Annotated in this window: 35 protein-coding genes and 2 pseudogenes; 30 read left to right on the top strand and 7 right to left on the bottom strand. The window is 34.8% G+C overall.

Annotation, left to right across the window (positions count from 1 at the left end; all coding sequences use genetic code 11):
- Window position 1: 1 nt before the first annotated feature.
- From rplF to rpsI, 19 genes are all read left to right on the top strand, one after another.
- Window positions 2-532 carry a 50S ribosomal protein L6 gene (gene rplF / locus RDN22_RS05740; RefSeq protein ID WP_308556733.1) on the top strand — a complete coding sequence of 177 codons (531 nt, stop codon included), beginning with the start codon at window positions 2-4 and terminating at the stop codon, window positions 530-532.
- 26 nt (window positions 533-558) lie between these two features.
- Window positions 559-918 carry a 50S ribosomal protein L18 gene (rplR, locus tag RDN22_RS05735; RefSeq protein WP_308556732.1) on the top strand — a complete coding sequence of 120 codons (360 nt, stop codon included), beginning with the start codon at window positions 559-561 and terminating at the stop codon, window positions 916-918.
- A 16-nt stretch (window positions 919-934) separates the two neighbouring features.
- Window positions 935-1,441, top strand: coding sequence for a 30S ribosomal protein S5 (gene rpsE / locus RDN22_RS05730; RefSeq protein ID WP_308556731.1), 507 nt, complete (start codon window positions 935-937; stop codon window positions 1,439-1,441).
- A gap of 16 nt (window positions 1,442-1,457) precedes the next feature.
- The gene (gene rpmD / locus RDN22_RS05725; RefSeq protein WP_003549042.1) at window positions 1,458-1,643 is read left to right on the top strand and encodes a 50S ribosomal protein L30; all 186 of its coding nucleotides are present in this window, start codon (window positions 1,458-1,460) and stop codon (window positions 1,641-1,643) included.
- A gap of 23 nt (window positions 1,644-1,666) precedes the next feature.
- Window positions 1,667-2,107, top strand: coding sequence for a 50S ribosomal protein L15 (gene rplO / locus RDN22_RS05720; protein ID WP_308556730.1), 441 nt, complete (start codon window positions 1,667-1,669; stop codon window positions 2,105-2,107).
- Window positions 2,107-3,402, top strand: a complete 1,296-nt coding sequence (gene secY / locus RDN22_RS05715; RefSeq protein ID WP_308556729.1) for a preprotein translocase subunit SecY — start codon at window positions 2,107-2,109, stop codon at window positions 3,400-3,402. The genes rplO and secY overlap by 1 nt, the downstream gene beginning before the upstream one ends.
- Window positions 3,403-3,413: 11 nt before the next feature.
- A complete protein-coding gene (locus RDN22_RS05710; RefSeq protein ID WP_308556728.1) occupies window positions 3,414-4,070 on the top strand; it encodes an adenylate kinase in 657 nt (218 codons plus the stop codon).
- 74 nt (window positions 4,071-4,144) lie between these two features.
- On the top strand, window positions 4,145-4,366 hold the full coding sequence (gene infA / locus RDN22_RS05705; RefSeq protein WP_002878178.1) for a translation initiation factor IF-1: 222 nt from the start codon (window positions 4,145-4,147) through the stop codon (window positions 4,364-4,366).
- A gap of 16 nt (window positions 4,367-4,382) precedes the next feature.
- Window positions 4,383-4,499 carry a 50S ribosomal protein L36 gene (gene rpmJ / locus RDN22_RS05700; protein WP_002878160.1) on the top strand — a complete coding sequence of 39 codons (117 nt, stop codon included), beginning with the start codon at window positions 4,383-4,385 and terminating at the stop codon, window positions 4,497-4,499.
- A 23-nt stretch (window positions 4,500-4,522) separates the two neighbouring features.
- Window positions 4,523-4,873 (top strand): 30S ribosomal protein S13, encoded by a 351-nt coding sequence (gene rpsM, locus RDN22_RS05695; protein ID WP_308556727.1) that lies wholly within the window; start codon window positions 4,523-4,525, stop codon window positions 4,871-4,873.
- A gap of 24 nt (window positions 4,874-4,897) precedes the next feature.
- On the top strand, window positions 4,898-5,287 hold the full coding sequence (gene rpsK / locus RDN22_RS05690; protein WP_003625817.1) for a 30S ribosomal protein S11: 390 nt from the start codon (window positions 4,898-4,900) through the stop codon (window positions 5,285-5,287).
- 48 nt (window positions 5,288-5,335) lie between these two features.
- Window positions 5,336-6,274, top strand: a complete 939-nt coding sequence (locus RDN22_RS05685; protein ID WP_013437145.1) for a DNA-directed RNA polymerase subunit alpha — start codon at window positions 5,336-5,338, stop codon at window positions 6,272-6,274.
- 25 nt (window positions 6,275-6,299) lie between these two features.
- Complete coding sequence (gene rplQ, locus RDN22_RS05680) at window positions 6,300-6,683, top strand: 50S ribosomal protein L17 (protein ID WP_013437146.1); 384 nt, start codon at window positions 6,300-6,302, stop codon at window positions 6,681-6,683.
- A 180-nt stretch (window positions 6,684-6,863) separates the two neighbouring features.
- Complete coding sequence (locus RDN22_RS05675) at window positions 6,864-7,715, top strand: energy-coupling factor ABC transporter ATP-binding protein (RefSeq protein WP_308556726.1); 852 nt, start codon at window positions 6,864-6,866, stop codon at window positions 7,713-7,715.
- The gene (locus RDN22_RS05670) at window positions 7,691-8,548 is read left to right on the top strand and encodes an energy-coupling factor transporter ATPase (protein WP_308556725.1); all 858 of its coding nucleotides are present in this window, start codon (window positions 7,691-7,693) and stop codon (window positions 8,546-8,548) included. Before RDN22_RS05675 ends, RDN22_RS05670 begins: the two co-directional genes overlap by 25 nt.
- On the top strand, window positions 8,541-9,338 hold the full coding sequence (locus RDN22_RS05665) for an energy-coupling factor transporter transmembrane component T (protein ID WP_308556724.1): 798 nt from the start codon (window positions 8,541-8,543) through the stop codon (window positions 9,336-9,338). Before RDN22_RS05670 ends, RDN22_RS05665 begins: the two co-directional genes overlap by 8 nt.
- Before the next feature lie 2 nt (window positions 9,339-9,340).
- Window positions 9,341-10,129, top strand: a complete 789-nt coding sequence (truA, locus tag RDN22_RS05660) for a tRNA pseudouridine(38-40) synthase TruA (RefSeq protein ID WP_308556723.1) — start codon at window positions 9,341-9,343, stop codon at window positions 10,127-10,129.
- Window positions 10,130-10,233: 104 nt separating this feature from the next.
- A complete protein-coding gene (gene rplM / locus RDN22_RS05655; RefSeq protein WP_308556722.1) occupies window positions 10,234-10,677 on the top strand; it encodes a 50S ribosomal protein L13 in 444 nt (147 codons plus the stop codon).
- Between the two features lie 14 nt (window positions 10,678-10,691).
- Window positions 10,692-11,087 carry a 30S ribosomal protein S9 gene (rpsI, locus tag RDN22_RS05650; protein WP_308556721.1) on the top strand — a complete coding sequence of 132 codons (396 nt, stop codon included), beginning with the start codon at window positions 10,692-10,694 and terminating at the stop codon, window positions 11,085-11,087.
- Between the two features lie 69 nt (window positions 11,088-11,156).
- On the opposite strand, the gene RDN22_RS05645 is transcribed toward rpsI, so the two are convergent.
- The 5 genes from RDN22_RS05645 to RDN22_RS05625 all read right to left on the bottom strand — a co-directional run bounded on the left by RDN22_RS05645 (window position 11,157) and on the right by RDN22_RS05625 (window position 15,147).
- Entirely contained in the window at window positions 11,157-12,209 is a 1,053-nt protein-coding gene (locus tag RDN22_RS05645) for a site-specific integrase (RefSeq protein WP_308556720.1), read from the bottom strand.
- A gap of 79 nt (window positions 12,210-12,288) precedes the next feature.
- The gene (locus RDN22_RS05640; RefSeq protein ID WP_308556719.1) at window positions 12,289-12,477 is read right to left on the bottom strand and encodes a hypothetical protein; all 189 of its coding nucleotides are present in this window, start codon (window positions 12,475-12,477) and stop codon (window positions 12,289-12,291) included.
- A gap of 2 nt (window positions 12,478-12,479) precedes the next feature.
- Entirely contained in the window at window positions 12,480-13,334 is an 855-nt protein-coding gene (locus RDN22_RS05635; RefSeq protein ID WP_308556718.1) for a replicative protein, read from the bottom strand.
- A gap of 61 nt (window positions 13,335-13,395) precedes the next feature.
- Window positions 13,396-14,766, bottom strand: coding sequence for an FtsK/SpoIIIE domain-containing protein (locus RDN22_RS05630; RefSeq protein WP_308556717.1), 1,371 nt, complete (start codon window positions 14,764-14,766; stop codon window positions 13,396-13,398).
- Entirely contained in the window at window positions 14,767-15,147 is a 381-nt protein-coding gene (locus RDN22_RS05625) for a hypothetical protein (protein WP_308556716.1), read from the bottom strand.
- 569 nt (window positions 15,148-15,716) lie between these two features.
- On the opposite strand from RDN22_RS05625, the pseudogene RDN22_RS05620 reads away from it, so the two are divergent.
- The 9 genes and pseudogenes from RDN22_RS05620 to RDN22_RS05580 all read left to right on the top strand — a co-directional run bounded on the left by RDN22_RS05620 (window position 15,717) and on the right by RDN22_RS05580 (window position 21,657).
- Window positions 15,717-16,037, top strand: a pseudogene (locus RDN22_RS05620) (DUF6176 family protein).
- Window positions 16,038-16,060: 23 nt separating this feature from the next.
- Complete coding sequence (locus RDN22_RS05615; protein ID WP_308556715.1) at window positions 16,061-16,579, top strand: GNAT family N-acetyltransferase; 519 nt, start codon at window positions 16,061-16,063, stop codon at window positions 16,577-16,579.
- 396 nt (window positions 16,580-16,975) lie between these two features.
- Complete coding sequence (locus RDN22_RS05610) at window positions 16,976-17,623, top strand: XRE family transcriptional regulator (RefSeq protein ID WP_308556714.1); 648 nt, start codon at window positions 16,976-16,978, stop codon at window positions 17,621-17,623.
- A gap of 129 nt (window positions 17,624-17,752) precedes the next feature.
- Entirely contained in the window at window positions 17,753-18,349 is a 597-nt protein-coding gene (locus tag RDN22_RS05605) for a histidine phosphatase family protein (RefSeq protein ID WP_308556713.1), read from the top strand.
- Window positions 18,350-18,384: 35 nt separating this feature from the next.
- Window positions 18,385-19,068 (top strand): CPBP family intramembrane glutamic endopeptidase, encoded by a 684-nt coding sequence (locus RDN22_RS05600; RefSeq protein WP_308556712.1) that lies wholly within the window; start codon window positions 18,385-18,387, stop codon window positions 19,066-19,068.
- Between the two features lie 126 nt (window positions 19,069-19,194).
- A complete protein-coding gene (locus RDN22_RS05595; RefSeq protein ID WP_308556711.1) occupies window positions 19,195-20,004 on the top strand; it encodes an AAC(3) family N-acetyltransferase in 810 nt (269 codons plus the stop codon).
- Window positions 20,005-20,016: 12 nt separating this feature from the next.
- Window positions 20,017-20,232, top strand: a complete 216-nt coding sequence (locus RDN22_RS05590; protein ID WP_308556710.1) for a hypothetical protein — start codon at window positions 20,017-20,019, stop codon at window positions 20,230-20,232.
- 26 nt (window positions 20,233-20,258) lie between these two features.
- Window positions 20,259-20,939 carry a type II CAAX prenyl endopeptidase Rce1 family protein gene (locus RDN22_RS05585; RefSeq protein ID WP_308556709.1) on the top strand — a complete coding sequence of 227 codons (681 nt, stop codon included), beginning with the start codon at window positions 20,259-20,261 and terminating at the stop codon, window positions 20,937-20,939.
- A 298-nt stretch (window positions 20,940-21,237) separates the two neighbouring features.
- On the top strand, window positions 21,238-21,657 hold the full coding sequence (locus RDN22_RS05580; protein ID WP_308556708.1) for a hypothetical protein: 420 nt from the start codon (window positions 21,238-21,240) through the stop codon (window positions 21,655-21,657).
- Between the two features lie 54 nt (window positions 21,658-21,711).
- Here the strand turns inward: RDN22_RS05580 and RDN22_RS05575 are convergent, their stop codons facing one another.
- Both RDN22_RS05575 and RDN22_RS05570 read right to left on the bottom strand, forming a co-directional pair.
- A complete protein-coding gene (locus RDN22_RS05575; RefSeq protein WP_308556707.1) occupies window positions 21,712-22,296 on the bottom strand; it encodes a DJ-1 family glyoxalase III in 585 nt (194 codons plus the stop codon).
- A gap of 37 nt (window positions 22,297-22,333) precedes the next feature.
- On the bottom strand, window positions 22,334-22,990 hold the full coding sequence (locus RDN22_RS05570) for an HAD hydrolase-like protein (protein WP_308556706.1): 657 nt from the start codon (window positions 22,988-22,990) through the stop codon (window positions 22,334-22,336).
- 73 nt (window positions 22,991-23,063) lie between these two features.
- Between RDN22_RS05570 and RDN22_RS05565 the strand changes: the two genes are divergently transcribed.
- The gene (locus tag RDN22_RS05565) at window positions 23,064-23,822 is read left to right on the top strand and encodes a sulfite exporter TauE/SafE family protein (RefSeq protein WP_308556705.1); all 759 of its coding nucleotides are present in this window, start codon (window positions 23,064-23,066) and stop codon (window positions 23,820-23,822) included.
- A 199-nt stretch (window positions 23,823-24,021) separates the two neighbouring features.
- A pseudogene (locus tag RDN22_RS05560) lies at window positions 24,022-24,457 on the top strand (RNA-guided endonuclease TnpB family protein); the annotation flags it as partial.

The raw sequence follows: 24,457 nt of genomic DNA, 5'->3' as shown, positions 1-24,457 counted from the left end.
AATGAGCCGAATCGGTTTAAAGACTATTGAAGTCCCTGACAGTGTTACTGTTACCAAAGAAGGCGACAACATTACTGTTAAGGGCCCTAAGGGTGAATTAACTAGATACTTCGATCCAAAGATCACTTTTGAACAAAAAGATGGTAAAATCAACTTCTCACGTTCAAATGAAAACGATAAAGCACTTCACGGTACTGAAAGAGCTAACTTAGCTTCAATGATCGAAGGTGTAGTTGATGGTTATAAGAAGACTTTGAAGTTAATCGGTGTTGGTTACCGTGCACAAGCACAAGGCAACAAGATTACTTTGAATGTTGGTTACTCACACCCAGTTGTATTGACTGCACCAGAAGGTGTATCTGTAAAGGCAACTTCAGCAACTGATGTAGAAGTTGAAGGTGTTTCAAAGCAAGATGTTGGTCAATTCGCAGCTGAAATCCGCGCCGTACGTCCACCAGAACCTTACAAGGGTAAAGGTATTCGTTATGTTGATGAATACGTACGTCGTAAGGAAGGTAAGACAGGTAAGTAATAAGTAGTTTATTTTGAGGTGAAATTGTGATTTCTAAACCAGATAAAAACAAGTTACGCTTAAAGCGTCGTAAACGTATTCGTGGTAAGATTTCTGGTACTGCTGAGCGCCCACGCTTAAGCATTTTCCGTTCAAATAAAAACATCTACGCTCAATTAATTGATGACGTAGCGGGTGTTACGCTTGCAAGCGCCTCAACTTTGGACGAAAACGTATCAGAAGATGCAACTAAGGTAGAACAAGCTGCTGCTGTTGGTAAGGCTATTGCTGAAGCTGCTAAGGCTAAGAACATTTCTACTGTTGTATTTGATAGAAGTGGTTACATTTACCACGGCCGTGTTCAAGCATTAGCTGATGCTGCTCGTGAAAACGGATTAGAATTCTAGGAAAGGAGATTAACACATGGCAAACCGCAATGATTCTCGTAATAATCGCAGAAACAAAGACGATATCGAAGATCAATTAGTCGCTGTCAACCGTATTACTAAGGTTGTTAAAGGTGGCCGTCGCATGAAATTTGCTGCTCTTGTTGTTGTTGGCGACAAGAAAGGCCGTGTAGGTTTTGGTACTGGTAAAGCTCAAGAAGTCCCAGAAGCAATCCGTAAGGCTGTAGAAGACGGTAAGAAGAAAATGATCAACGTACCTAAAGTTGGTACTACTATTCCTCATGAAGTTATTGGTCACTACGGTTCAGGTAACATTTTATTGAAGCCTGCCGAAGCTGGTTCTGGTGTTGCTGCTGGTGGTGCCGTACGTATCGTTATGGATATGGCTGGTATCTCAGACGTAACTTCAAAATCACTTGGTTCTAATACACCAATCAACGTTGTTCGTGCAACTATTGATGGTTTGAAGAAGCTTAGAACTAGTGAAGAAGTAGAAAAACTTCGTCAACCTGAAAGAGCTTAGATTAGGGAGATCATAGATGACTGATTTAAAGATTACTTTAATTAGAAGTGCTGCTCACCGTCTACCTGAACAAAGAAAGATTGTTAAAGCTCTTGGTTTAGGTAGAGTAGATAGTACTGTTGTTCTTCCAGACAACGCTGCTACTCGTGGTGCATTATTGAAAATTGCTCACTTAATCTCTGTTGAAGAGATTAATAAATAGGATATCAAGGAGGTGCCCAATTAATGAAGCTTCATGAATTACATTCTGCTGAAGGCTCACGTCGTAATAGAAAACGTGTCGGTCGTGGTACTTCAAGTGGTTACGGTAAGACTTCTGGCCGTGGTCAAAAGGGTCAATTGGCTCGTCAAGGCGGTCACACACGTTTAGGTTTTGAAGGTGGTCAAATGCCATTATTCAGAACTATGCCAAAGCGTGGTTTTAAGAACATTAACCGTAAAGAATACGCAATTGTAAATTTAGATGACTTAAATAAGTTCGAAGATGGCAGTGAAGTAACTGTTGAAACTCTTAAGGAAAACGGCTTGGTAAAGCAAGAATTATCAGGCGTTAAGTTGCTTGGCAACGGTGAATTAAAAGTTAAGTTAACTGTAAAGGTTAATAAAGTTTCCGCAGCTGCTAAGAAAGCAGTTGAAGCCGCTGGCGGAACTGTTGAGGTGATCTAATGTTTTCGACCTTGAAGAACGCCTTTAAGGATAAAGAAATTAGAAATAAGATTTATTTCACACTCTTTATTCTTTTAATATATCGGATTGGTGCTAATATCACTGTTCCGGGTGTTAATGCAAAGGCGATCACACAGGTTGCTCAAACTGGATTAGTTCCAATGCTAGATACTGTATCTGGTGGTGGACTAGATAACTATTCAATATTTTCATTGGGTGTTTCCCCGTATATCACGGCACAAATTGTAATTCAGTTGTTACAAATGGATATTGTACCGACATTGGTAGAATGGGGAAAACAAGGTGAAGTAGGTAGACGTAAAACTAATCAAGTGACAAGATACTTAGCATTAGTTGTTGCCTTTGTCCAAAGTATTGGTATTACGTTAGGTTTCAACGCCTTGACTCAAATGGGATTGGTTAAGAATCAAACCCCTCAAACTTATGTAGAAATTGCTATTATCATGACTGCGGGTACCATGTTATTGACATGGTTAGGTGATGAAATCACTGATAAAGGTCTTGGTAATGGTGTATCAGTAATTATTTTTGCTGGTATCATTGCAAGATTACCAAGTGGTTTATGGCAAATCTACAAGGAAGAAATTATTAACAATAGTTCCAGTGATCGTTGGCAAGGTATTTTGTTCTTCATCGCGGTTATAGTTGCAATCCTTGTAGTTACTCAATTAGTTACATGGGTTGAACAAGCTGATCGTCGTATTCCTATTCAATATACAAGAAGAGCGACGATTAGTGGTTCTGAAAGTTTTCTACCATTAAAAGTTAATGTATCTGGAGTTATCCCAGTTATTTTCGCCAGTTCATTTATCATTACACCGGCAACAATTTTAATGGCCTTTCAAAGAACCCAAGGCGATCAACAATGGTTTAAGGTAATGAACCAGATCTTTAGTTTACAAACTACACCTGGGGTTATCATCTACACCTTATTGATTATCTTATTTACATTCTTCTACGCTTTCGTTCAGGTTAACCCTGAGAAGCTAGCAGAAAACTTACAAAAGCAAGGTGCTTATATTCCTAGCGTTTGGCCAGGAAAAGATACCCAGAACTATGTTTCAAAAATGTTGATTAAATTATCAACTGTAGGTTCAGTATTTTTAGGTTTAGTTGCTCTATTGCCTCAATTGGCCACAAACTTCTGGAATCTCCCAAGTTCCATTGGTTTAGGAGGAACAAGTCTTTTAATTGTTATTGGGGTTGTTCTTGAGTTATCTCGTCAAATTAACGGTTTGTTAATGAAGAGAGAATATGTTGGATTCATCAGATAGGAACGGAAAAAATGATTAACTTAATTCTTTTAGGTTTACCAGGTGCTGGTAAAGGTACAGCATCAGAGAGAATCGTTGACAAATATCACTTAACTCATATTTCAACTGGAGATATGTTTAGGGAAGCAATGGCAAACAAGACCAAGGTTGGTCTTGAAGCTAAAAGCTACATCGACAAAGGTAATTTAGTACCAGACGAAGTTACTGCTAGATTGGTTGAAGAACGTTTAAGTCAACCTGATATTAAAGAAGGTTTCATCTTAGACGGTTTTCCAAGAACTACTGTACAAGCAGAACTTCTTGATGGTATTACCAAGCGTTTGAATAAGCCTTTAACAAATGTTATTGCGCTTGAAGTTGATGAAGATACTTTGATCAAGCGTTTATCAGCAAGATACATGTGTAAGAATTGTGGTGCTACCTACAATAAGATTTCTAAGCAACCTAAAGTTGAAGGTACTTGTGATCGTTGTGGTGGTCATGAATTCTATCAACGTGAAGACGATAAGCCTGAAGTTGTTAAGAATCGTCTTGAAGTTAACGAAAAGATGAATGCTCCTTTGAAAGACTTTTATCAAAAGAAAGGTTTGCTTACTGTAATTAATGGTGAACAAACTCCAGAAAAAGTCTTTGAAGACATTGATGCGGTATTGAGTAATAATCAATAAAAGAAAAATTTGTATAATTTTTTATCCGTGTTATAATTTCAAAGTATGACTGTATTAATTGCGGAGGAACAACTTTGGCAAAGGATGATGTCATTGAAGTAGAAGGTAAGGTAGTTGATACCTTACCTAATGCTATGTTTAAAGTTGAATTGGAAAATGGGGCTACTATTTTAGCACACGTTTCCGGTAAGATTAGAATGCACTACATTCGTATCTTGCCAGGAGACCGTGTAACTGTTGAATTGTCTCCATACGATTTAACTAAAGGTAGAATTACGTATCGATTTATAAAATAATGTAACGGAGGGAAACATGAAGGTTAGACCATCTGTTAAACCAATGTGTGAACATTGTAAAGTTATTAAAAGACATGGCCGTGTTATGGTAATTTGCCCAGCAAATCCAAAGCACAAGCAACGTCAAGGTTAATAGAAAAAGAGGAGGTGTAGTTTATGGCTCGTATTGCTGGTGTTGACTTACCAAGAGATAAGCGAATTGTTGTTGCCTTAACATACATTTACGGTATTGGTGACGCAACTGCTAAGAAGATTTGTGCTGATGCTGGTGTATCTGAAGACGTTCGTTCAAAGGACTTAACTCCAGAAGATCAAGAAAAGCTTCGTGCTGAAGTTGACAAGTACCGTGTTGAAGGTGACTTGCGTCGTGAAGTAAGCATGAACATTAAGCGCTTAGTTGATATTGGTTCTTATCGTGGTATTCGTCACCGCCGTGGACTTCCAGTTCGTGGCCAAAATACCAAGAACAATGCTCGTACTCGTAAGGGTACTAAGAGAAACCGTTAATTTTATTTATAAGGAGGTTTATTGATGCCTGCAAAGAAAACAGCACGTAAGCGTCGTGTGAAGAAGCATGTTGAAAGCGGTGTAGCACACATTCACTCAACGTTTAATAATACTTTAGTCATGATTACTGACGTTCAAGGTAATGCAGTTGCTTGGTCTTCAGCTGGTGCATTGGGCTTTAAGGGTAGTCGTAAGTCTACTCCATTTGCAGCTCAAATGGCAGCTGAAGCAGCAGCTAAGAGTGCAATGGACCAAGGTATGAAACATGTAGAAGTTTCTGTTAAAGGTCCTGGTGCTGGTCGTGAATCTGCTATTAGATCACTTCAAGCAACTGGTCTTGAAATTACTGCAATTCGTGACGTTACGCCAGTTCCCCACAATGGTTCCAGACCACCAAAACGTCGTCGTGTTTAATTTTGTCCTTGATAATATAGGACGTTACGTTTTGAAAGGGGCCCAGTAATGATTGAATTTGAAAAACCAAATATTACCGTTGTTGAACAAGAAGATTCTTACGGTAAGTTTGTTGTTGAACCACTTGAGCGAGGCTTTGGTACTACTTTAGGTAATTCTTTAAGAAGAGTTTTACTTACTTCTATTCCGGGTACTGGACTTGTTTATGTGCAAATTGATGGCGTTTTACACGAGTTCTCAACAGTTCCTGGCGTCAGAGAAGATGTAACCAAGATTATTCTGAATTTAAAGAAACTTGAATTAAAGTCTCTTTCAGATGAACAAAAGGTTATTGAATTAGACGTTGAAGGTCCTGCCACAGTGACTGCTGATGATCTTAAAGTTGATGCAGACGTTCAAGTCTTGAATCCAGATCAATATATTTGTACCATTGCCGAAGGTGGGCACTTACATATGGAACTCGCCGTAAAGAATGGTAGAGGATATGTAACTGCAAGTGACAATAAGAGTGATGACATGCCAATCGGAGTAATTCCTGTTGATTCATTATTCTCACCAATTAAAAAGGTTAACTACCAAGTTGAATCAACTCGTGTTGGTAAGAGAGACGATTTTGACAAGCTCACTTTTGAGATTTGGACTGACGGTTCAATCAAGCCTAATGACGCCCTTAGTTTTGCTGCTAAGATCTTAGTTGAACACTTTAAAGTATTTGAATCAGCAGATGCAAATACTCAATTCAGCGAAGTAATGGTGGAAAAGGAAGACGATAAGAAAGAAAAGAAGCTTGAAATGACAATTGAAGAGCTTGACCTTTCTGTTCGTTCATACAACTGCCTGAAACGTGCCGGCATTAACACTCTTCAAGAGTTAACTGACAAGACAGAGTCAGATATGATGCGTGTACGTAACTTAGGACGTAAATCATTGGAAGAAGTTAAGAATAAATTAGCCGACTTAGGTCTTTCACTTCGTCAAGAAGACTAAAGTAGGCAATAAAGGAGGCAAACCCATGGCATACCGTAAATTAGGTCGCGATAGTGCTCACAGAAAAGCAATGCTAAGAGAAATGACTACTCAATTAATCATGAACGAACGCATTGTTACTACTGAAACTCGTGCTAAAGAAGTTCGCAAGACTGCCGAAAAGATGATCACTTTAGGTAAGCGCGGCGATTTAGCTTCAAGAAGAAAGGCTGCAGCATTTGTACGTGACGAAGTTGCAGATATTCATGAAGAAAAGGATACTGTTGTTGTTAAGTCAGCATTACAAAAACTTTTCAGCGATGTAGCACCTCGTTACAAAGACCGTAATGGTGGTTACACTAGAATTTTGAAGTTAGCTGTTCCTCGTAAAGGTGACGCTGCTCCAATGGTTATTCTTGAATTAGTCTAGAATAATCGAAAACTTAATACGTATTAAGAATTATCCATGAAAGTGAGAATAAGCGTAAAGATGATGGCGAAAGCTTAGTCTAGCTTAGATGAGTAAAATCATCCCTCTTCATGGGTGATTTTTTTTGCCCTTTTTTCTGTTACAATTATTATTAAGTGACTTGGAAGGGAGCGTGAAGTAATGGTAAATAATAATGCTATTGAATTTAAAAATGTGACATTTACATATCCAGAATCTAAAGAACCTGTTCTTAAGAAAATTGATTTTAAAGTTAAAAAGGGATCATGGACTGCTTTAATAGGTCATAACGGAAGCGGTAAATCTACGATTTCCAAGCTAATCAACGGGTTGCTTTTACCAGATAAAGATTCTGACAGCACGATCACAGTTTCCGGAATGGATTTGAATCCAGAAACTGTATGGGACATTAGAGAAAAAGTAGGAATCGTTTTTCAAAATCCAGATAATCAGTTCGTAGGAGCTACAGTCGGTGATGATGTAGCATTTGGTCTTGAAAATCGCGGTGTTCCAAGAGATCAAATGGTAAAAACCGTTAAAAAAGTTTTATCAGATGTGGGAATGTTAGATTATATTAATACCGAACCTTCCAATCTTTCAGGTGGTCAAAAGCAGAGGGTAGCTATTGCGGGTATTCTTGCTGTTGAACCAGAAATCATTATCTTAGATGAATCAACTTCAATGTTGGATCCAAGTGGTAGAAATCAAATTCTAAAGATCATTAAGCGCTTAATGGCAGAAAAGAATTTAACCATTCTTTCTATTACTCATGATATTGATGAAGCAGATATGGCCGACAATATCATTGTGTTAAACGATGGAAAAATCTTGGCACAGGGATCACCAACAGATATTTTCAGTCAAACAGAAATGTTGCGCAAAATTGGATTGGATATTCCTTTTGTAAATAAATTGATAAATAAGTTAGATCAAGTAGGCATTAAAATACCAAAAGATGTACAAACGAAAGATGAGTTGAAACAGTACTTATGTCAATTAAATTCGAAAAAGTAGATTATATTTATTCTCCAGGAACAACGATGGAAAAGAAGGGACTAGATGATGTTTCTTTCGAATTAGCTGACAATAAATTCATTGCTTTGATTGGACATACTGGTAGTGGTAAATCTACTCTTATGCAGCATTTTAATGCCTTACTTAAGCCAAGCAGTGGATCGATAGATATTGCCGGCTATCATATTACTTCGCAGACAAGTAATAAGAACTTAAAAGAATTGCGTAAGCGAGTTAGTCTAGTTTTTCAGTTTCCAGAAGCACAATTATTTGAAAATACGGTGTTAGAGGATATTGAATTTGGTCCTAAAAATTTTGGTGCTACTGAAGAAGAAGCAAAAAAGAAAGCTTTTGAATGGTTAGATCAGGTTGGGCTACCTAGAGAAATAGCTTCTAAATCTCCATTTGAGCTTTCAGGTGGTCAGATGAGACGTGTAGCTATTGCTGGAGTTATGGTAAATGAACCACAAGTACTCTGTTTAGATGAGCCAGCTGCAGGTCTAGATCCCAAGTCTCGCAAAGAAATGATGAAACTGTTTGTCGACTATCAAAAAGCAGGACATACTGTAATCTTGGTTACACACAATATGGATGATGTTGCTGAATTTGCAGATGATGTTTTAGTCATGGAACATGGACGACTAATTAAGCATGATCAACCGAAAAATATTTTTAAGGACAAAGCATGGCTTGAAAAGCATTATTTAATGGAGCCGACTCCTAGTCTTTTTGCATCAGAGCTGACGAATTATGAATTTAAGGAAAATCCATTAGTGCTTGATCAGCTTGTAGTTGGAATTAAGGAGAATTTGAAGGGAGAGTTTGATGAGTAAAATAATTGTTGGGCGATATATCCCGGGAAATTCTCTTGTCTATAAAATGGATCCACGTGGTAAATTATTGATTACAATATTATTTATTTTCGTGATTTTTTTGGCAAATAATCCATTAACCTATGCGATCATTACAATATTTTGCCTAGCTGCAGTTTGGGCAACTAAGCTAAAAGCTAAAGTGTTCTGGGATGGGGTTAAGCCATTAATTGGGTTAATCTTTTTCACATCCTTATTGCAGTTGTTCTTTATGACTGGCGGAAAAATTTATTGGCAATGGGGCATTTTTACCATTTCTAGCTATGGGTTAGTCAATGCAGCCTATATTTTTATCAGATTTACTTTGATTATTCTGATTTCAACGGTAATGACGGTTACTACGATGCCTCTTGAGATTGCGGATGCAATGGAGTGGATACTTAAGCCATTAAAATTGTTTAAAGTGCCTGTAGACAAAATTGCATTGGTAATTTCAATTGCCTTGCGATTCGTGCCAACGCTGTTTGACGAGACATTAAAGATAATGAATGCCCAGAGATCACGTGGTGCTGACTTCAATGATGGTGGCTTGATAAAAAGAGCTAAGGCAATTACGCCGATTTTAGTGCCACTATTTATTCATTCATTGGAAACTGCGATTGATCTTTCAACAGCAATGGAATCACGTGGATATCGTGGAAGCAGCGGTCGAACCAAATATAGAGTCTTAAATTGGTCAAAATATGATTTGATTTCGCTAGCTTATTTCATTGTATTAGTGTTGTTACTATTAATTTTTAGGAATCATTAATTATGTTAACTAGATATAAGATGACAATGGCCTATGACGGCCATTTATTTCATGGCTTTCAATTGCAGCCAGATCAGCGAACAGTCCAAGGAACAGTTGAAGATGCCCTTAAAAAGATGACTAAGGGTCAGCGCGTCATTGTGCAAGGATCTGGTAGAACTGATGCAGGGGTTCATGCAGTTGGACAAGTGATTCATTTTGATTATCCAGGGAAAACAATTCCGGCTAACCGCATGATTTTAGCTTTGAATTCAATGATGCCAACAGATATTGTTTTTACGGATTGTCAGATTGTTGATGAAGATTTTCATGCTAGATACTCAATTAAGGGAAAATGGTATAGATATCGCGTTAGCTTAGATCACTTTGTAAATCCATTTAAGCGATTTTACACAGGGCACTTCCAATACCACTTGGATATTAAAAAAATGCAGGAAGCGGCTCAAGATTTGCTAGGAACGCATGATTTTACTAGCTTTGCAGCGAGTGGCGGACAAATAGAAGATAAAGTTCGAACTATTTATTATGTAAATATCAGAAAAAGTGAAGAAGAAAACGAAATAATATTCGATTTTATTGGTTCGGGATTTTTATATAATATGGTTCGCATCATGGTTGCTGCCTTATTGGAAATAGGAAATGAGCGCAGACCTGTCCATGATTTGAAGAGAGTAATTTTAGCAAAAGATAGACAAGAAGTTCGTCAAACAGCCCAGGCAAGTGGTTTATATTTGTATCATGTTTTTTATGATGAAATACCACAAAAATATCGTCAAGACCAGCATTTATAATTGACTTTTTCTAAAAAAGGACGTACTCTAGTATAGTATGTTTGTCCACGATAGGCCCCGGAAACTTATTGTTTTCAAACTGCAAATAAACGGAGGAATTTAAATTGCGTACTACACCATTAGCAAAATCTAGTGAAATCGAACGTAAGTGGTACATTATTGATGCAACTGACGTATCTCTTGGTCGTCTTTCTGCAGCTGTAGCCACTATTTTGAGAGGTAAGAACAAGCCTCAATACACACCTAATGTTGATACCGGTGATAACGTTATCGTTATTAACGCATCAAAGATTAAGTTGACTGGTAAAAAGGCTTCTGACAAGTTTTACTACCACCACTCAGAATGGCGCGGTGGCTTGAAGTCAATCTCATATGGTGAATTACTTGCTAATAACCCAGTTAAGATGGTTGAAATCTCAGTTAAGGGCATGCTTCCAAAGAACACTCTTGGTCACCAAGAATTCATGAAGATGCACGTTTATGCTGGTGAAGATCACAAGCATGAAGCACAAAAGCCTGAAAAGTTAGATATTAACAAGTTAATCTAGTAGGAGGTTAAATAATGGCACAACAAGCTGCATACACAGGTACAGGTCGCCGTAAGGATTCAGTTGCTCGTGTACGTTTAGTACCAGGTAACGGTACAATTACTGTTAACGGCAAAGAAGTTAATGAATACATTCCATTCCCTAACTTGGTTAAAGATTTAAAGCAACCTTTAACATTAACTGAAACTGACGGTCAATACGACGTTCATGTTAATGTTAACGGTGGTGGCTTCTCAGGCCAAGCTGGAGCTATCCGTCTCGGTATTGCACGTGCTCTTCTTGAAGTTGACCCAGACTTCCGTGGTCCACTTAAGAAGGCAGGTTTCTTAACCCGTGACCCAAGAATGAAGGAAAGAAAGAAGCCAGGTTTGAAGAAAGCCCGTAAAGCTTCTCAATTCTCAAAGCGTTAATATTTGCGTTCAAGAACGTTATTATATCAACGTTTATACGACATCAATTGGTCACCTATGGTCACAATGTTATAGGGAGTCCAATAGATTTAAAGCATTCGCATCTTGCGAGTGCTTTTTTTCTGGCATTAATTCAAGATAATATTTTTCAGTTGTAATAATAGAATCATGGCCTAATCTACGGCTAACGTAGGAAATAGGCATATTATTGCTAAATAAAAAAGAAGCGTGGGTATCTCTTAAACCATGAAATGTAGTTGTAGGGATGCCTATTTTTTTGAGTAAAGCTTTAAGTTTTTCGGATTCTTTGAAGTTATACCAATCAAAGAGATAACCAGATTCTCTACTTGGTATTTGTTTTAATAAAATATAAAGATCTTTAGGGATAGTAACACTTCTTCTAGAATGCTTAGTTTTTAAATGAGTATCATTAGTGGTGGGGCTAATTGATCTTTTAACTTCCACACAGTAATACTTACCATCGAAATGAATATCTTCTGGTTTAAGTCCAAGGATTTCACCACGTCTTAGACCAGTATTTATTTCTAGCAGAATCATTAAATTAAATTCGTCATCAGTGTGGTTAATTAAGTAATGCTTTAATGTTGCTAAATCAGATAATGTTAAAGCCTTATTACGTTTAGGAAGTTCACGACCATGAGCTTTCAACAAACTTGCAAAGTCATTATAGATATATCCTTTAGCATAGGCATATCTTAAAGATGTACGAATTTTCTTTAATAATTCTGATACAGTCTTCTTAGAATGTGTTTTCCCATATTCATCCAAAATGCTTTGCATTTGAACATCATCAAGTTTACCTAATTTAACAGTAGGAAATAACTTATCAATTACTTGACCCGCTTTTTCATAATTGTTAAAAGTAGCTTTTCTAACATCGTTTATTTTTACCGTGTAGACATATAAGTAGTAAAAGTCTTTAAACAATGTGTTTTGTTGGGCAATATTTTGCCCTTTTGCTTTTTGAAGTTCAAGAGTTGTTCCCCAAACCTTCGCTTCGTTTTCTGTTTTAAATGTCTTGGTTAAGAAATTACGCTTTCCATGTTCAGTAATAGAAACAATAGCACGATATGATTTACCGCGTTTGATAATAGAAGCCATTTGTATCATCCTTTCAAAAAAGGCTGATAGTCAAATCTGCTAAATATAATTTAACAGGACCATCAGCCTTAATCAATTTTTATATTTTGGAAAAGCCTTGTAAGTGTGAATTGATAAAATTATCAATACTATCTTTGGTGTATCGTTCCGTTGTAGAACTTAAATAGAATCGCTTAAATTCAGGGTTTTGTCTAAATGCTTTATCAAAGCTCTTTTCTGATACGCCAATGTACTCACAAGCTTCTTTTCTCGTAAGTAATTTAGTCATGATTATTTACTTCCTTGGTTAGATAAATCATTATAGTATTCAGTTTTAAAAACTTTTTGGACGCCTTTTATAACATGATATTGTTCAACAATAGTATTTGGTTTTAGATTCTTTTGAATGTGATTGAACTTTAGAATTTGATTCTTGGGAGCAGTTTTCTCCGTGGGCTTTTTAATGCCTCGTGAAGTTCTATAAATTCTTAAACCATTAGGATACATGTGTAATCGAAGGCCTTTCTTGATTTTAGAATTTTTCGGATCTTCATTTTCTGAATTTGGGAGTTTAACATTACTAACGTAAGCCATAACATAATTGGCAACATTATCAGATTCTTTAAGTCTTTTAACGTTCACAAAACCTTGTTTCCAATACTTTTGGGCTAAAATTTGATTTGGTATTGTTAACTTTTTACCAGTTGAATCTTTTATTAGTACATGAAAATGCCAAGCTCCTCTGAGTTGGGGCTCGATAACACAGATATATTCGATATTTTTATAATCTTTGCGTAACCTTTGCATAAAAATTTTGAATTGAGTATAAGCTTCTTTGGTATCAATAACATTATTCCTAAAAGTCAAAGTGACCCAAAGTTCATTTTTTCCACCTTTAAAGTTGTTAGCTATTAAACGTCTTAATTTACGCATTGTACGTTTGACAGAATTATAGTTATCTGCTCGGTTCTTAGCTTTTCTTTTCATGTTCTTAATTTCACCAGTAGCCAAATTAATGTATCTGTGTTTAGTAATCACCCTCGTTTTTTGTTTTTTATTCCCGACAGAATTAGTTATTTCTAAGGTTGAACCATATCTGTAAGACTTAACTACTTTATTATTATTGATTGCTTGATCAGTCTTCATAACTTCTAATGTGACATGTTAATCAAGTTAATGGGACGACACAGGTGTCGTCCCAACCAGCTTAGTCAGGGTACTGACTAGCTGGTACATTGTGACATTCAAATAATTTAGACGGATCATTAGTTTGACTTTTTAAGCAATTTTGAAAAATGCGCCAAACATTAAGATTTGATAAATCTGGAGCAATAAAAGGTTCAATAACGTCCCCATTTGGGTTATTTTCATACCAAATAAAACCTTCTCCCTGATATAACCGAAGTTGAGGGATATCATATTCTTGTCCAAAAGTATATTTTTCGCTTTGTTCAGAAAGTTCTCCCATAGAAATGATTGTACCTGTTTGCTCCTTTAAACTAGAAGGAAATTGTGAACCAGTAGAAGCTCTAACTTGTTGCATAACATATACACACATGCATAAATATTGGCGACCTAAAAGACTTATCTGTGCAAGTAACGCATCTAATTTCTTTTTTTCAATATTTGATAATTGTGCAGAAAAAGCCCCGTATTCTTCGAATACTAATATTAGAGGGTACATCCCCAATTGCTCGGCGGTAACTCCAAAATTGGCATGATTATTAAACCAATTTCTTCTACGCTTCATTAGTTCAACAAAATGTTCTAATAGACTAAAAATTTCTTGTTTAGAAGTAGCAACACGGTTTTGGGGCATTAATCTAGAGAGTTTAGATAAATCACTATTTTTAGGATCTATTAAAAACAACTGACATCCCTTACATGCCATTTGTATAATTAAGCAAAAAACTAACCAGCTTTTTCCTGAATTTCTTGGACCAGTAATCAAAATATTAGGATTCTTGGCTATATTGAGCTTTATATTTTTGGTTAGTTTAATAATGTAATCTGAAGTTGAGGATATTAAATCAATACCTCTTAGTTGTTGCTTAGAAAAATCATCAATCAAGCAGTAAACCATCCAGCCATTTTTTACATAATGTCCAATGACTAATTTTTGGTAACCAAGTGAATTGAAGTAATTTTCAACCTCTTTAGAAGCACGATCTAGTTTTACTTGTAAGCCAGGAAGGATTTGAATGTAAAATTTGTTGTTAATGTAATCACAGGCAGGATAGTAGATATGTTGTGAATCTTCATCACTATCTGTATAAAGATGATTTCCAAATAGCCAAGCATTTAGATACTTATTGGCAAGTATTTTTTTCTTCTTAGGTTCTTTCACAGTTTTAATTGCCCAGTAAATAAGGACAATTAAGAATGGAATTAGGCTTAATCTAATTAGCTCATACCCCATGCGTAGGCAAGAATCTTTAATCATAGTCGTGCTAGTTACGCTACCAATAAAGCTAATTAAAATACCACCAATCATTAGACTTGCTCCAATAATTAAAAGTGCAACCCAAACAGGGTAAATTTTTATGTCAGTAGGTTTTCTATATTTTCTTCCAAACATCTATCTTTCACCTTCTTGTTTTGGGAAAATGATGCCATCAGCTTCTAACACATAATGAACATTTGCAAATGTGCTATTAAGTTGACTGGTTGCATACACTGAAGTTACACGTAAATTTTGAAATCTGATACCTAAAATGAATTGGTTAATTACAGGTACGTCACCAGTAATGTGTACAGTAAGGTTGACACCTGCATTAGGATTAATAACTTTTTGACCATTACGTTTTGGAGCATATTGGTTGTTGTCTTGAATAATAATCCCCTGAGCTGTGCTGTTACCATTTTCGTTTAAAGTGGTCTTGATTAATGCAACTTGACAATTGTTAATCATAGATTGAATACCATTGTTCATGGCAGCTTCACCGTTTAATGTGTTCATAACGTTTATACGCTTTCTAAGAAATATATGAGGAGGAACCTCATCAATAATAGATCGACATTTTTATACGAAAAAAAGGAATTAGTTGTATTAATAACAAAACTAATTCCTTTTAAAAAATTTATTCAATTTTAAAATAGTTGATTACCATGTAAACATGTATAGCTAACAGGGGCAAACTACTAGCTATCAAAAATCAACAATATACCTCTTCAATGTATTTAATACATTGTCTAATCAAAAATTACCTTTTTGTTAACCAATTTTGATTAACAATTATTATAAAAAACAATACTATAAAAATTAATATTTAATAATCAGAACTATAAAATAATATTTAATATAATTAAAAATTACCTTTGAATAAAACGAAAATTGAAATTTTGCCCTTTTCAACTTTCATTAAATTTATATCATGATTCTGTTCGATTGTAAAGTTAAAATAAATAGATGATTTGAAAATATCTAGTGATACTTTTTAATCCCTATTTTTCCAGGATAATCTTTTCAAATGAATTTAATAAGAATATAATTAAAATAATAATTTAACTAAGAAAGGTAAAGATAATATGACTAAGATTGAATTAACGCGCTTTAGAATTAAAAAGGGCAAAGAGAAAAAAGCTTAAGAATGGATGGATTTTTTGAATTCTCATCATGAAGATACTGTAGCAACAATGAAAAATGAAAAAATGTTTGTTGAAAGCGTCTTTAAAGAAGAAAATATTGATGGATATACCTATTTTTATTGGTATTCAATTCAAGGTGAAGGCGGTTTACCTGTAGAAGAATCTGAGAATTATATTGATTATGCTTATAAGCCAGTTGACATGACTTTAGAAGAAAATCTATTAGCACCTAAAATCAATGAAATAATTAACTTACAATAAAAATCTGAATTGTGGAGGGAATAATGCAATCATTTACTTTGTATGACTTTGAAATAAAAAATCATTTTGTAAAATTAATTTTGCCTGAAACTTGGCAAGCAGAAGACTTGTTTAATCAATTACAGAAGAATATTAAACAATTTTCTAAGTACTTGAAGTGGGCTAATAATATCGATTCAGTCGAAAAAGAGGCAAATTCTATAAAAATGTTCCAACAAAAGATGGTTGATGGAACAGCGTTTAACTTAATTATTTTGGTTGATGAAAAACCATCCGGGATGATTGATTTGCATAAATTAAATGAAAAATCTGGTGAAGTTGGTTATTGGCTATCAAGTGATTTTCAGCATTTGGGAATCATGACTAAGTGTGTGGAATTTTTGATTGAATATGCATTTAATCAATTGAAATTAAAATATTTGATTTTACGAACTGCACAAGATAATTTAGCTAGTCAAAATGTGGCTAAACGTACAGGGTTTAAATATATTAAAGATGATGAGAATGAACACAAAGTTTTTATGCTTAAAAATAGGGATTAAATTGAGGAGTAAGAATAATATTCAAATTTAAATTATTAAAAAAGCACTCTCTTATTTTTTAACTAATAAGAAAGTGTTTTGAAAAGTTAATAGCAGATAAAACTATCAGTTTTGGTCACAGTTGGTCACGATTTTATAATTTTTAGTACTTTTTATTCCATATTCTTACTTTTTCTTAGAATTTAAATTTAAGAAATAGCATTTTAATAGGGTTTAAAAAGTATTAAAAAATATTTAAGTATCATTTTTTGGAGTAATTTTTTCTCAAAGCGTTAATCTTTGGATTTTACGTTTATATACAAAAAGCATCTCCAATCGGGGATGCTTTTTTGTGTTGGGGGGTATAATATACGCAAAGAAAACGATTTCATTAATTGCATTGCGAGGCGAAATAAAATGAAAAACGTAGAATTAAATAGACAGGATTTAATTAAAAATCATCAATTATATCCTGCAAAGGTTGCATCTGATTCGTCATTAAATGATATGGAAATGATTGGTAAAAAGCCAAGTGTTTTATCAATATTTCTAAGTATAGTAATTGTTGTATTAGTAGCTTTGCTTTTTACTGGTTTTGGTTACCAGCCTTGGTGGGTTTTGGCTATTGTTTTAGTACTTGGACTTATTGTTACTTTGCCTGTTTGCTTTAATTCATATTGGTTGATAAATGATAAAGAAATAAAAATTTTTTCTTACAGTAACAATGATTTAAAGAAATTTAGTCAATTAATCAATTTGACTAAAATGGAGCCAAGAAAAATCTCTTTCAATGAGATAGAGCAAGCTCAACTTATTTATAAAAAGAATGTAAGAATAAGTCCTTTTGATTTCAATCCTGATCGTTTATCTCTTGTATTAAATTTGAAAAATAATGAAGTAATCGATCTTGATTTAAGAGAGATAAAATATGATAATCTACTAAATATTATTAATTTGTTAAATGGCAATGGTGTAGACGTTTTTGATAAACAAGAAATACTTTTGCTCTTGAGTGAAAAGAAGAACTTGTTTAATCATTTCCATAAGAAGTGGGCAACTTTGTAAAAAGGATCTTATTTGAATATATAAAAGGGCATCTCCAATCGGGGATGCTTTTTTTGTGCTATAAATAGTATTTTTTAAATCGAAAATATGATTAACTAGAAAATAAAAAGAATAATCTAGGAGGGGAAAATGAGACTACTAGTAATCAGACATGGCCAAAGTGAAGCGGATATTTTAAAAGTTTGTGAAGGTAGGGCAAATTTTGCATTAACCGAAAAAGGCCATCAACAAGCAGAAAAAACAGCTGAATATATTTTTGAAAATTATAGAGTAGATAAAATATATTCAAGTACTCTAAAACGTGCAATGCAAACTGCTAATCATATAGCAAAGAAAGTAAATTTAAAAGTTATTCCAGAAGATAAGCTGCAGGAGTTTGATAATGGTTTGAGAGCAGGATTACCATTTCAAGAAGCATATGAAAAATATCCCAATGTTCCCACAGCTTTGCATGAATCACATTATCACCAAGAAAGTGAACTTGAATTTAGAATGAGAGCCGAATTTGTCCTTTCAAGGATTATTAGTGAAAATGCATCTAACTCAACAATAGTGATTGTTAGTCACGGCGGAATGATTATGCGCTTGTATCAAGCATTTTTAGAATTACCTGTAGGATCAAATGTGAAATTTATTACTGGAGATGCGGGAATTCATGATTGGTCAATTAAAGATGGACAAAAGTTTATAAATTATTCTAATTATTGTCCATCTTCATTGAATTAGGTAATAGCTTTACTTTTTGTAGAAGAGTGGCTGTGATGAAAAATATTATCAAATGCACATTTAAATGGCTGGGGCTTATTGTATGTGCTTTTCTTGGCTTTGTAATGTTTCAATTACCTACGTTAGAGGAAATACCAGCTTATTCAGTGAACAATCAAGCAGAATTTAATGAAGTAATGCGCGATGTAAATTTGTCTCATAATGCTTTATTATTTGTGCTTTTTGCAATTATTGCATTCACTTGGGAGTGGTATTTTTGCAAATTAGCAGGGAACAAAATAATATTTAATAAAAAAGTGACTTTAAAAAATTTAGTCCTTGCTATAAGTGGAGGAATAGTTTCATTTTTTATCGCTTGGGTGATTAATTTAATGGCTCATTCTTCTCAATTTGACATAATGGCTGCAACTTTAAGAAGCAGATTGGCAATCATATTACTTCTTGGGGTAAATATTGTTGGTCCAATTTTAGAAGAATTATATTTCCAAGGTGCTATTCAAAAGGGCTTATTTAAGAAGCTGAATCCATGGGTTGCCATTATTTTGACATCGATAATTTTTGCTATTTGTCATAATTCTGATGTGAATATTTTCTTCTTAGAAAAAGTGATAGCTGGAATAATATTGGGATACATATATCAGAAAACTGATGACATAAAAATGCCGATCGTGTGTCATAGTATAATGAATTTGATGATCACGCTTTTAGCGTATCTTTAAGTTTTGTAATGAAAGGCAAACAATGAGTAACAAGAAAAACAAAATCAACAATATGGAAATTAAAACGAGAGTAGTATTTTTCAGACCGAGTCAATAATTCTTGTTAAATAGAAAAGGAAAAAGATAATGTCTGAAAATTTAATTGAAAATGTAACTACTAAGAATGATTTCAAGGATGCTTTATATACTTTAGGCATCAAGTCCAACGACAAATGCATCGTTCATACTGCTTTGAGCAAGTTCTATTATGTGCCAGGAGCTTCAGAAACTATTGTTGATGCACTTGAAGAAGTGCTGAGTGAAGGAACTTTAATTATGCCGTCGCAAGTATCAGAAAATTGCGATCCGGCTATTTGGATGTATCCACCGGTTAGAAAAGATTTAATTCAAAAAGTTAGAGATAATATGCCGCCATATAATCCTCAAACTTCAGTAACTGTAGGAATTGGTAAAACGCCGGAATATTTTAGAACGTGTCCAGGTGTATATCGTAGCAATCATCCATATCTTCCATTAGCAATTTGGGGCAAAAAAGCTAAAGAACTAGCTGCTACTCAGCCGATGGATTTGCCATATGGAGCAAAAAGTCCGCTAGATTATTTGTATCAAAATAATGGTAAGACTATCTTTTTAGGAACAGATTATGAAACTTGTACCGTACTGCATTTAGCAGAATCGACAATCAATCGAAAGATTAATGACTATGATGCAGCTACTGGTCGAGATGAAAATGGTAAAACTATTTGGACTATTTATAAAAATGTAGATCTTGATAGCTATGATGACTTCAATGATTTAGGTGCAGCTTTTGAAGAGAAATATCCTAATGAATGGTCGCAAGTTAAATTAGGACATGGCATTATTAAAGTAATTAATATTCGTCCGCTGATTGATTTTGCTCGTCAGTGGTTTATTGAAAAGGATAGAAATTTATAATTGGAGAAAAATATGAGTGGTGAAAAATACAAAAAGTTGAAGACAAACTTATCTGCTGGTTATATTGTCTGCTTTATTTTTTTACTTGGAATAATCTTTCGTAACGAAATTCCATGGCAATGGGTACGAAGAGTATTGCTATTTGGATTCATTTCAGGTGTAATTGATGTACTTTTCATGCAATATAAATGGTTTAAATTAAGAAAAACTGCAGCTAAAAAAGAATAAAGTTAAATAAGACAAGAGTAAGTACCATGAAAATCGTCAAAACTGTATTTAAATATCTGGGCCTTGTCATCTGTGCTCTTTTCAGTATGGCAATATGCCAATTGCCTACACTGGAAGAAACGCCAGTTTTTTCAGTGAATAGCCAAGCCGAATTTAATGAAGCAATGCGTAGCGTAAATTTATCTCGCAATATTTTGCTATTTATTCTGTTTGCAATCATTGCATTTATCGTAGAGTGGTATTTTTGCAAATTAGCTGGAAATAAAATTGCTTTTAATAAAAAGGTAAATATGAAAGGCATGCTCCTTGCTATCGCCGGAGGGATTATCTCATTCATCTTCGCCTACATAATTAGCAGGATAGTTAAATCCAATGGCTTTGATATAATGACGGCAACTTTAAGAAGTAAATTAGCAATTTTGTTAATTCTTGGTGTCGTTGTCGTAGGTCCAATTGTGGAAGAACTGTGTTTTCAAGGTGGCATACAAAAAGGCATATTTAAAAGACTGAACCCATGGATTTCAATTTTATTGACAGCAATAATTTTTGCTATCTTTCATAATGCCGACTTAGACATCTTTTTCTTGGATAAAGTACTTGATGGAATAATATTTGGGTACGTATATCAGAAGACCGATGATATAAAAATGCCGATTTTGAGTCACAGCATATTAAATTTTTTGATTACGGTTTTTGCGTATTTGTAATATTTAAGTGAAAGGACGATAGCAATGAAGGTTAAGTCTTTTTTGAAATCACTAATCAAGCCAATCTGTATTTGGATAATTTGTTTAGTAGCATATTTTCTCTTTGCTCTATGGACACAAAAACAAGTACCACTCATTTCTACATTGTTTGGCGTAAAGCTAACGCTGAACGCCAAAAGCGGTTTTGCACTCACAATGACAAGTATCTTTCCGATGTGGATAGTTAGTTTATTGATTTTTTGTATAATCTACTTAGGTATAATTTATTTGTTTAATCACAAAAGTATTGGAGTTAAAAATGATTCAAAGTAAGGCAGAAGTCTATCAAAAATTAAAACAAGAAATTGGCAAGTATGAAAACATGGATGCGACAGATCCACGTGAAGTAAAAGATATGGCTAATGCAATTTTCGCTGATTTTTCTGCCAAAGAAACAGATGCTGAATTAGCGGCTGATTTAGATAATTTTAAAAATGATTCCGAAATGGATGGCGTTAAGTTTAAATTAGCTGGTAAAGCCGGCGCAGAAGAATTGATTAAGCATTATCACAAACAAGCTGAGACTACTCGCGAGCTTGTTAAAAATGTTGATCTAATTCGAGCAAATATTGTGTATAAGGCGCTCTATGACAGCATTAATTTGGATCCTGAACAACGAATGAATCCAACAATGTCTGCAGAAATCGAGACAATTGCCATTGCAGCTTTAGAAAAATAATCAAGCAAAAAAGGCATCCCTCAACCAGGGATGTCTTTTCAAATGCAATTAATTTTACAAACTGTCTTTGATGTTATCAGCTAAGTAGTCGTAAAGCATGCCTTTCTTTAATGCCTTAGTGTCAACACCAAGTGCTTCTGCGATTGCATAAGCAAATGCCCAAGCAGTAGCAGGACCACGGCTAGTTACAATCTTATGCTTGTTATCAGTAACAGTGATCTTTTCTGAGAAGTGAGCATTTGGTTGATCTTTCAAGCATTCTTCTTCAATGCCAGGGTAGCAAGTGAAGTCAGCATCATCTAAAACACCGTAGCGAGCCAAAGCACGAGGAGCAGCACACATTGCAGCATCCCACTTGCCTTCTTCGTGGCGCTTAACCATTAAGTCGCGCAACTTTTCGTTATCACGCAAGTTAGCTGAACCAGTCATACCACCAGGGAATGCAACCAAGTCGTAATCAAGCAAACTATCGTCAACAACTTTATCGCAAGTAATTTCAATATGGTGATCACCGTCAACCTTTGTACTAGTTAAACCAACCATATCGCATTCAACGTTAAGGCGACGCAAAACATCAACAACGCTTAAACCTTCAACTTCTTCACAGCCATCTGCAAAAACTACAGCAACTTTTGTCATTAGAATCATCCTTTCTTTATTACATTAATTATACTAGTTAATTTATGTCTAAATAAAATGAGAGGTCTGTTAATTTACTTAAATGCAAAGTAGGATGTGGTGAAATAGGAGTCTTATCCTTTTTAGGTGCAAGCCACAAAGACTTTAAATTGGCATTTTCTGCGCCTTGGATCTCTTCATCAAGGTTAGTTCCAATTACTAAAACAGTGTCGGGATCAATTTCGGGATGATCTTTAAGAATTTTGAAAAAGATGTTTTTATTAGGTAACTTTTCTTTAAAATCATCCGCAAAATAAACGTGGTCGAATGAACTAAGCAGTTCTGATGGAGCAAGACGTGGCTCAATTTGTGCTCTCGTTTCTTTAGCAAGTAAAATCAAGCGTAGAGAACTAATTTGATCTAGAAAGTCAGGTGTACCTTTGACCAATCTAGTTTGCTCTTTCATTAGGTCATTAAAAACTGGACGAGTTTCACTAATATCTTTATCCAAAAAAGTGTTCAAAGATAGATCAATTTGTTCATCGTTTGATAAAGTTTTAAATTGTTTTTGCAAGCTGGTGTATTTTAGTCGTTCTGCTGGTCCCCAATCGATGCCAAAATGTTTTAAAGTTTGGCGCAGGGCAGTCTTTTCAGCTAGTTTTTCATTTAAAAGACTACCTTCGGGGATGAATATCAATGTATCAAATGTTGACATATAGTACCTTCTTTTTGCGTTAATCTCTATAAGAATTATAATGGACTAGACAATTTTTAGAAAGGAACTAAGAATGACAATCTGGACAATTATTTTCTTATTATTAGGTGGGGTTGCTGGTGGATTATTATCATCAATCGCATCGATGGCTTCGCTTGCTTCATATCCAGTACTGCTAGCAGTAGGAATTCCTCCTGTTTATGCCAACGTAACTAATGATGCGGCATTAATTTGGACAAGTATTGGATCAACCGTTTCATCAACTAAGGAATTGAAGGGACACTGGAAAGAAACGTGGTTTTATACCATCTTTACTGTTCTTGGTTCTATTGTGGGATGCATGTTGCTTCTTTCATTTCCATCTAGCGTTTTTGAAAAAGTAGTGCCAATCTTTATCGCTTTTTCTGGAGTTATGATTCTAGTATCTGGCAAACATAAAGTGTTAAATACGCAAAAGCAGCCAACATGGCTTAGAATAATCTACCTAGCTGCACTTTTAATTATGGGGATATATACTGGATACTTTGGTGCAGCCGGCGGGGTTATTGTATTGGTTCTTTTAACCTATATTACCAATGAAAAATTTGTTGTAATCAGCGCAATTAAAAACGTAGTCTGTGGTTTCGCTAACTTAGTTGCCTTGATAATTTTCATGTTTACTTCACGCATCTATTGGCTTCAAGCTATTCCGTTAGCAATCGGTATGTTTATTGGTGGCTATATTGGGCCTGCCATTTTAAGACGTGTTCCTGAAAAGCCAGTTAGAATTTTTATTGCGACTTTGGCATTTGTGCAAGCCGGCTACTTTTTCTATACAGCATACTTACGCTAAATTTGATACAATATTTGTTAATGAAAAGGGAGGAAGTTAACTGTTAGCCAAAATGTAGATAAGTATAGAAAAATGTAGAAATTAGAACTATTTAGAAAGATAAACATGGAGAATAGTTCTATATTGAAAATTTAATATTTTGTTCGCTTGTGTTTAAACGTCTGTTTGCTAAACTTGTGTTTGCATAGGAGGTGGACAGATGATTAAAACACAGGTAGTTAAGCTAAAAGTAAATAAAACCATGCAAAAGCATCTTGATGCTTTGTGTGACTATCGCAGATACTGCTGGAATAAAGGCTTAGAAACTTGGCAAGCAATGTATGAAGCTCATACTTTGAATGATCAAGATAATTTAAGCCCTAATGAACGCAGAGTTCGTGATGAATTAGTTGCTAATAAAGAGGATTGGCAATACGAATTATCTGCTCGCTGTCTCCAATTAGCCGTTAAAGATTTGGCTAATGCTTGGAAGAACTTCTTTGATAAAGCTCAACCTGATTGGGGAATGCCCAGATTTAAGTCAAAGAAAGCTCCAAGACAAGGTTTTAAAACTGATCGAGCTAAGATTGTTAATGGTAAACTTAGACTTGATAAACCACGAGGTATTGCAAAAGAAAACTGGTTTGATTTACCTA

The organism is uncultured Lactobacillus sp. (assembly GCF_902491705.1).
In the GTDB taxonomy this organism is placed as follows: domain Bacteria; phylum Bacillota; class Bacilli; order Lactobacillales; family Lactobacillaceae; genus Lactobacillus.
Note: the sequence above shows the minus strand (reverse complement) of the source record. Positions and strands in the feature narration are given on the sequence as shown.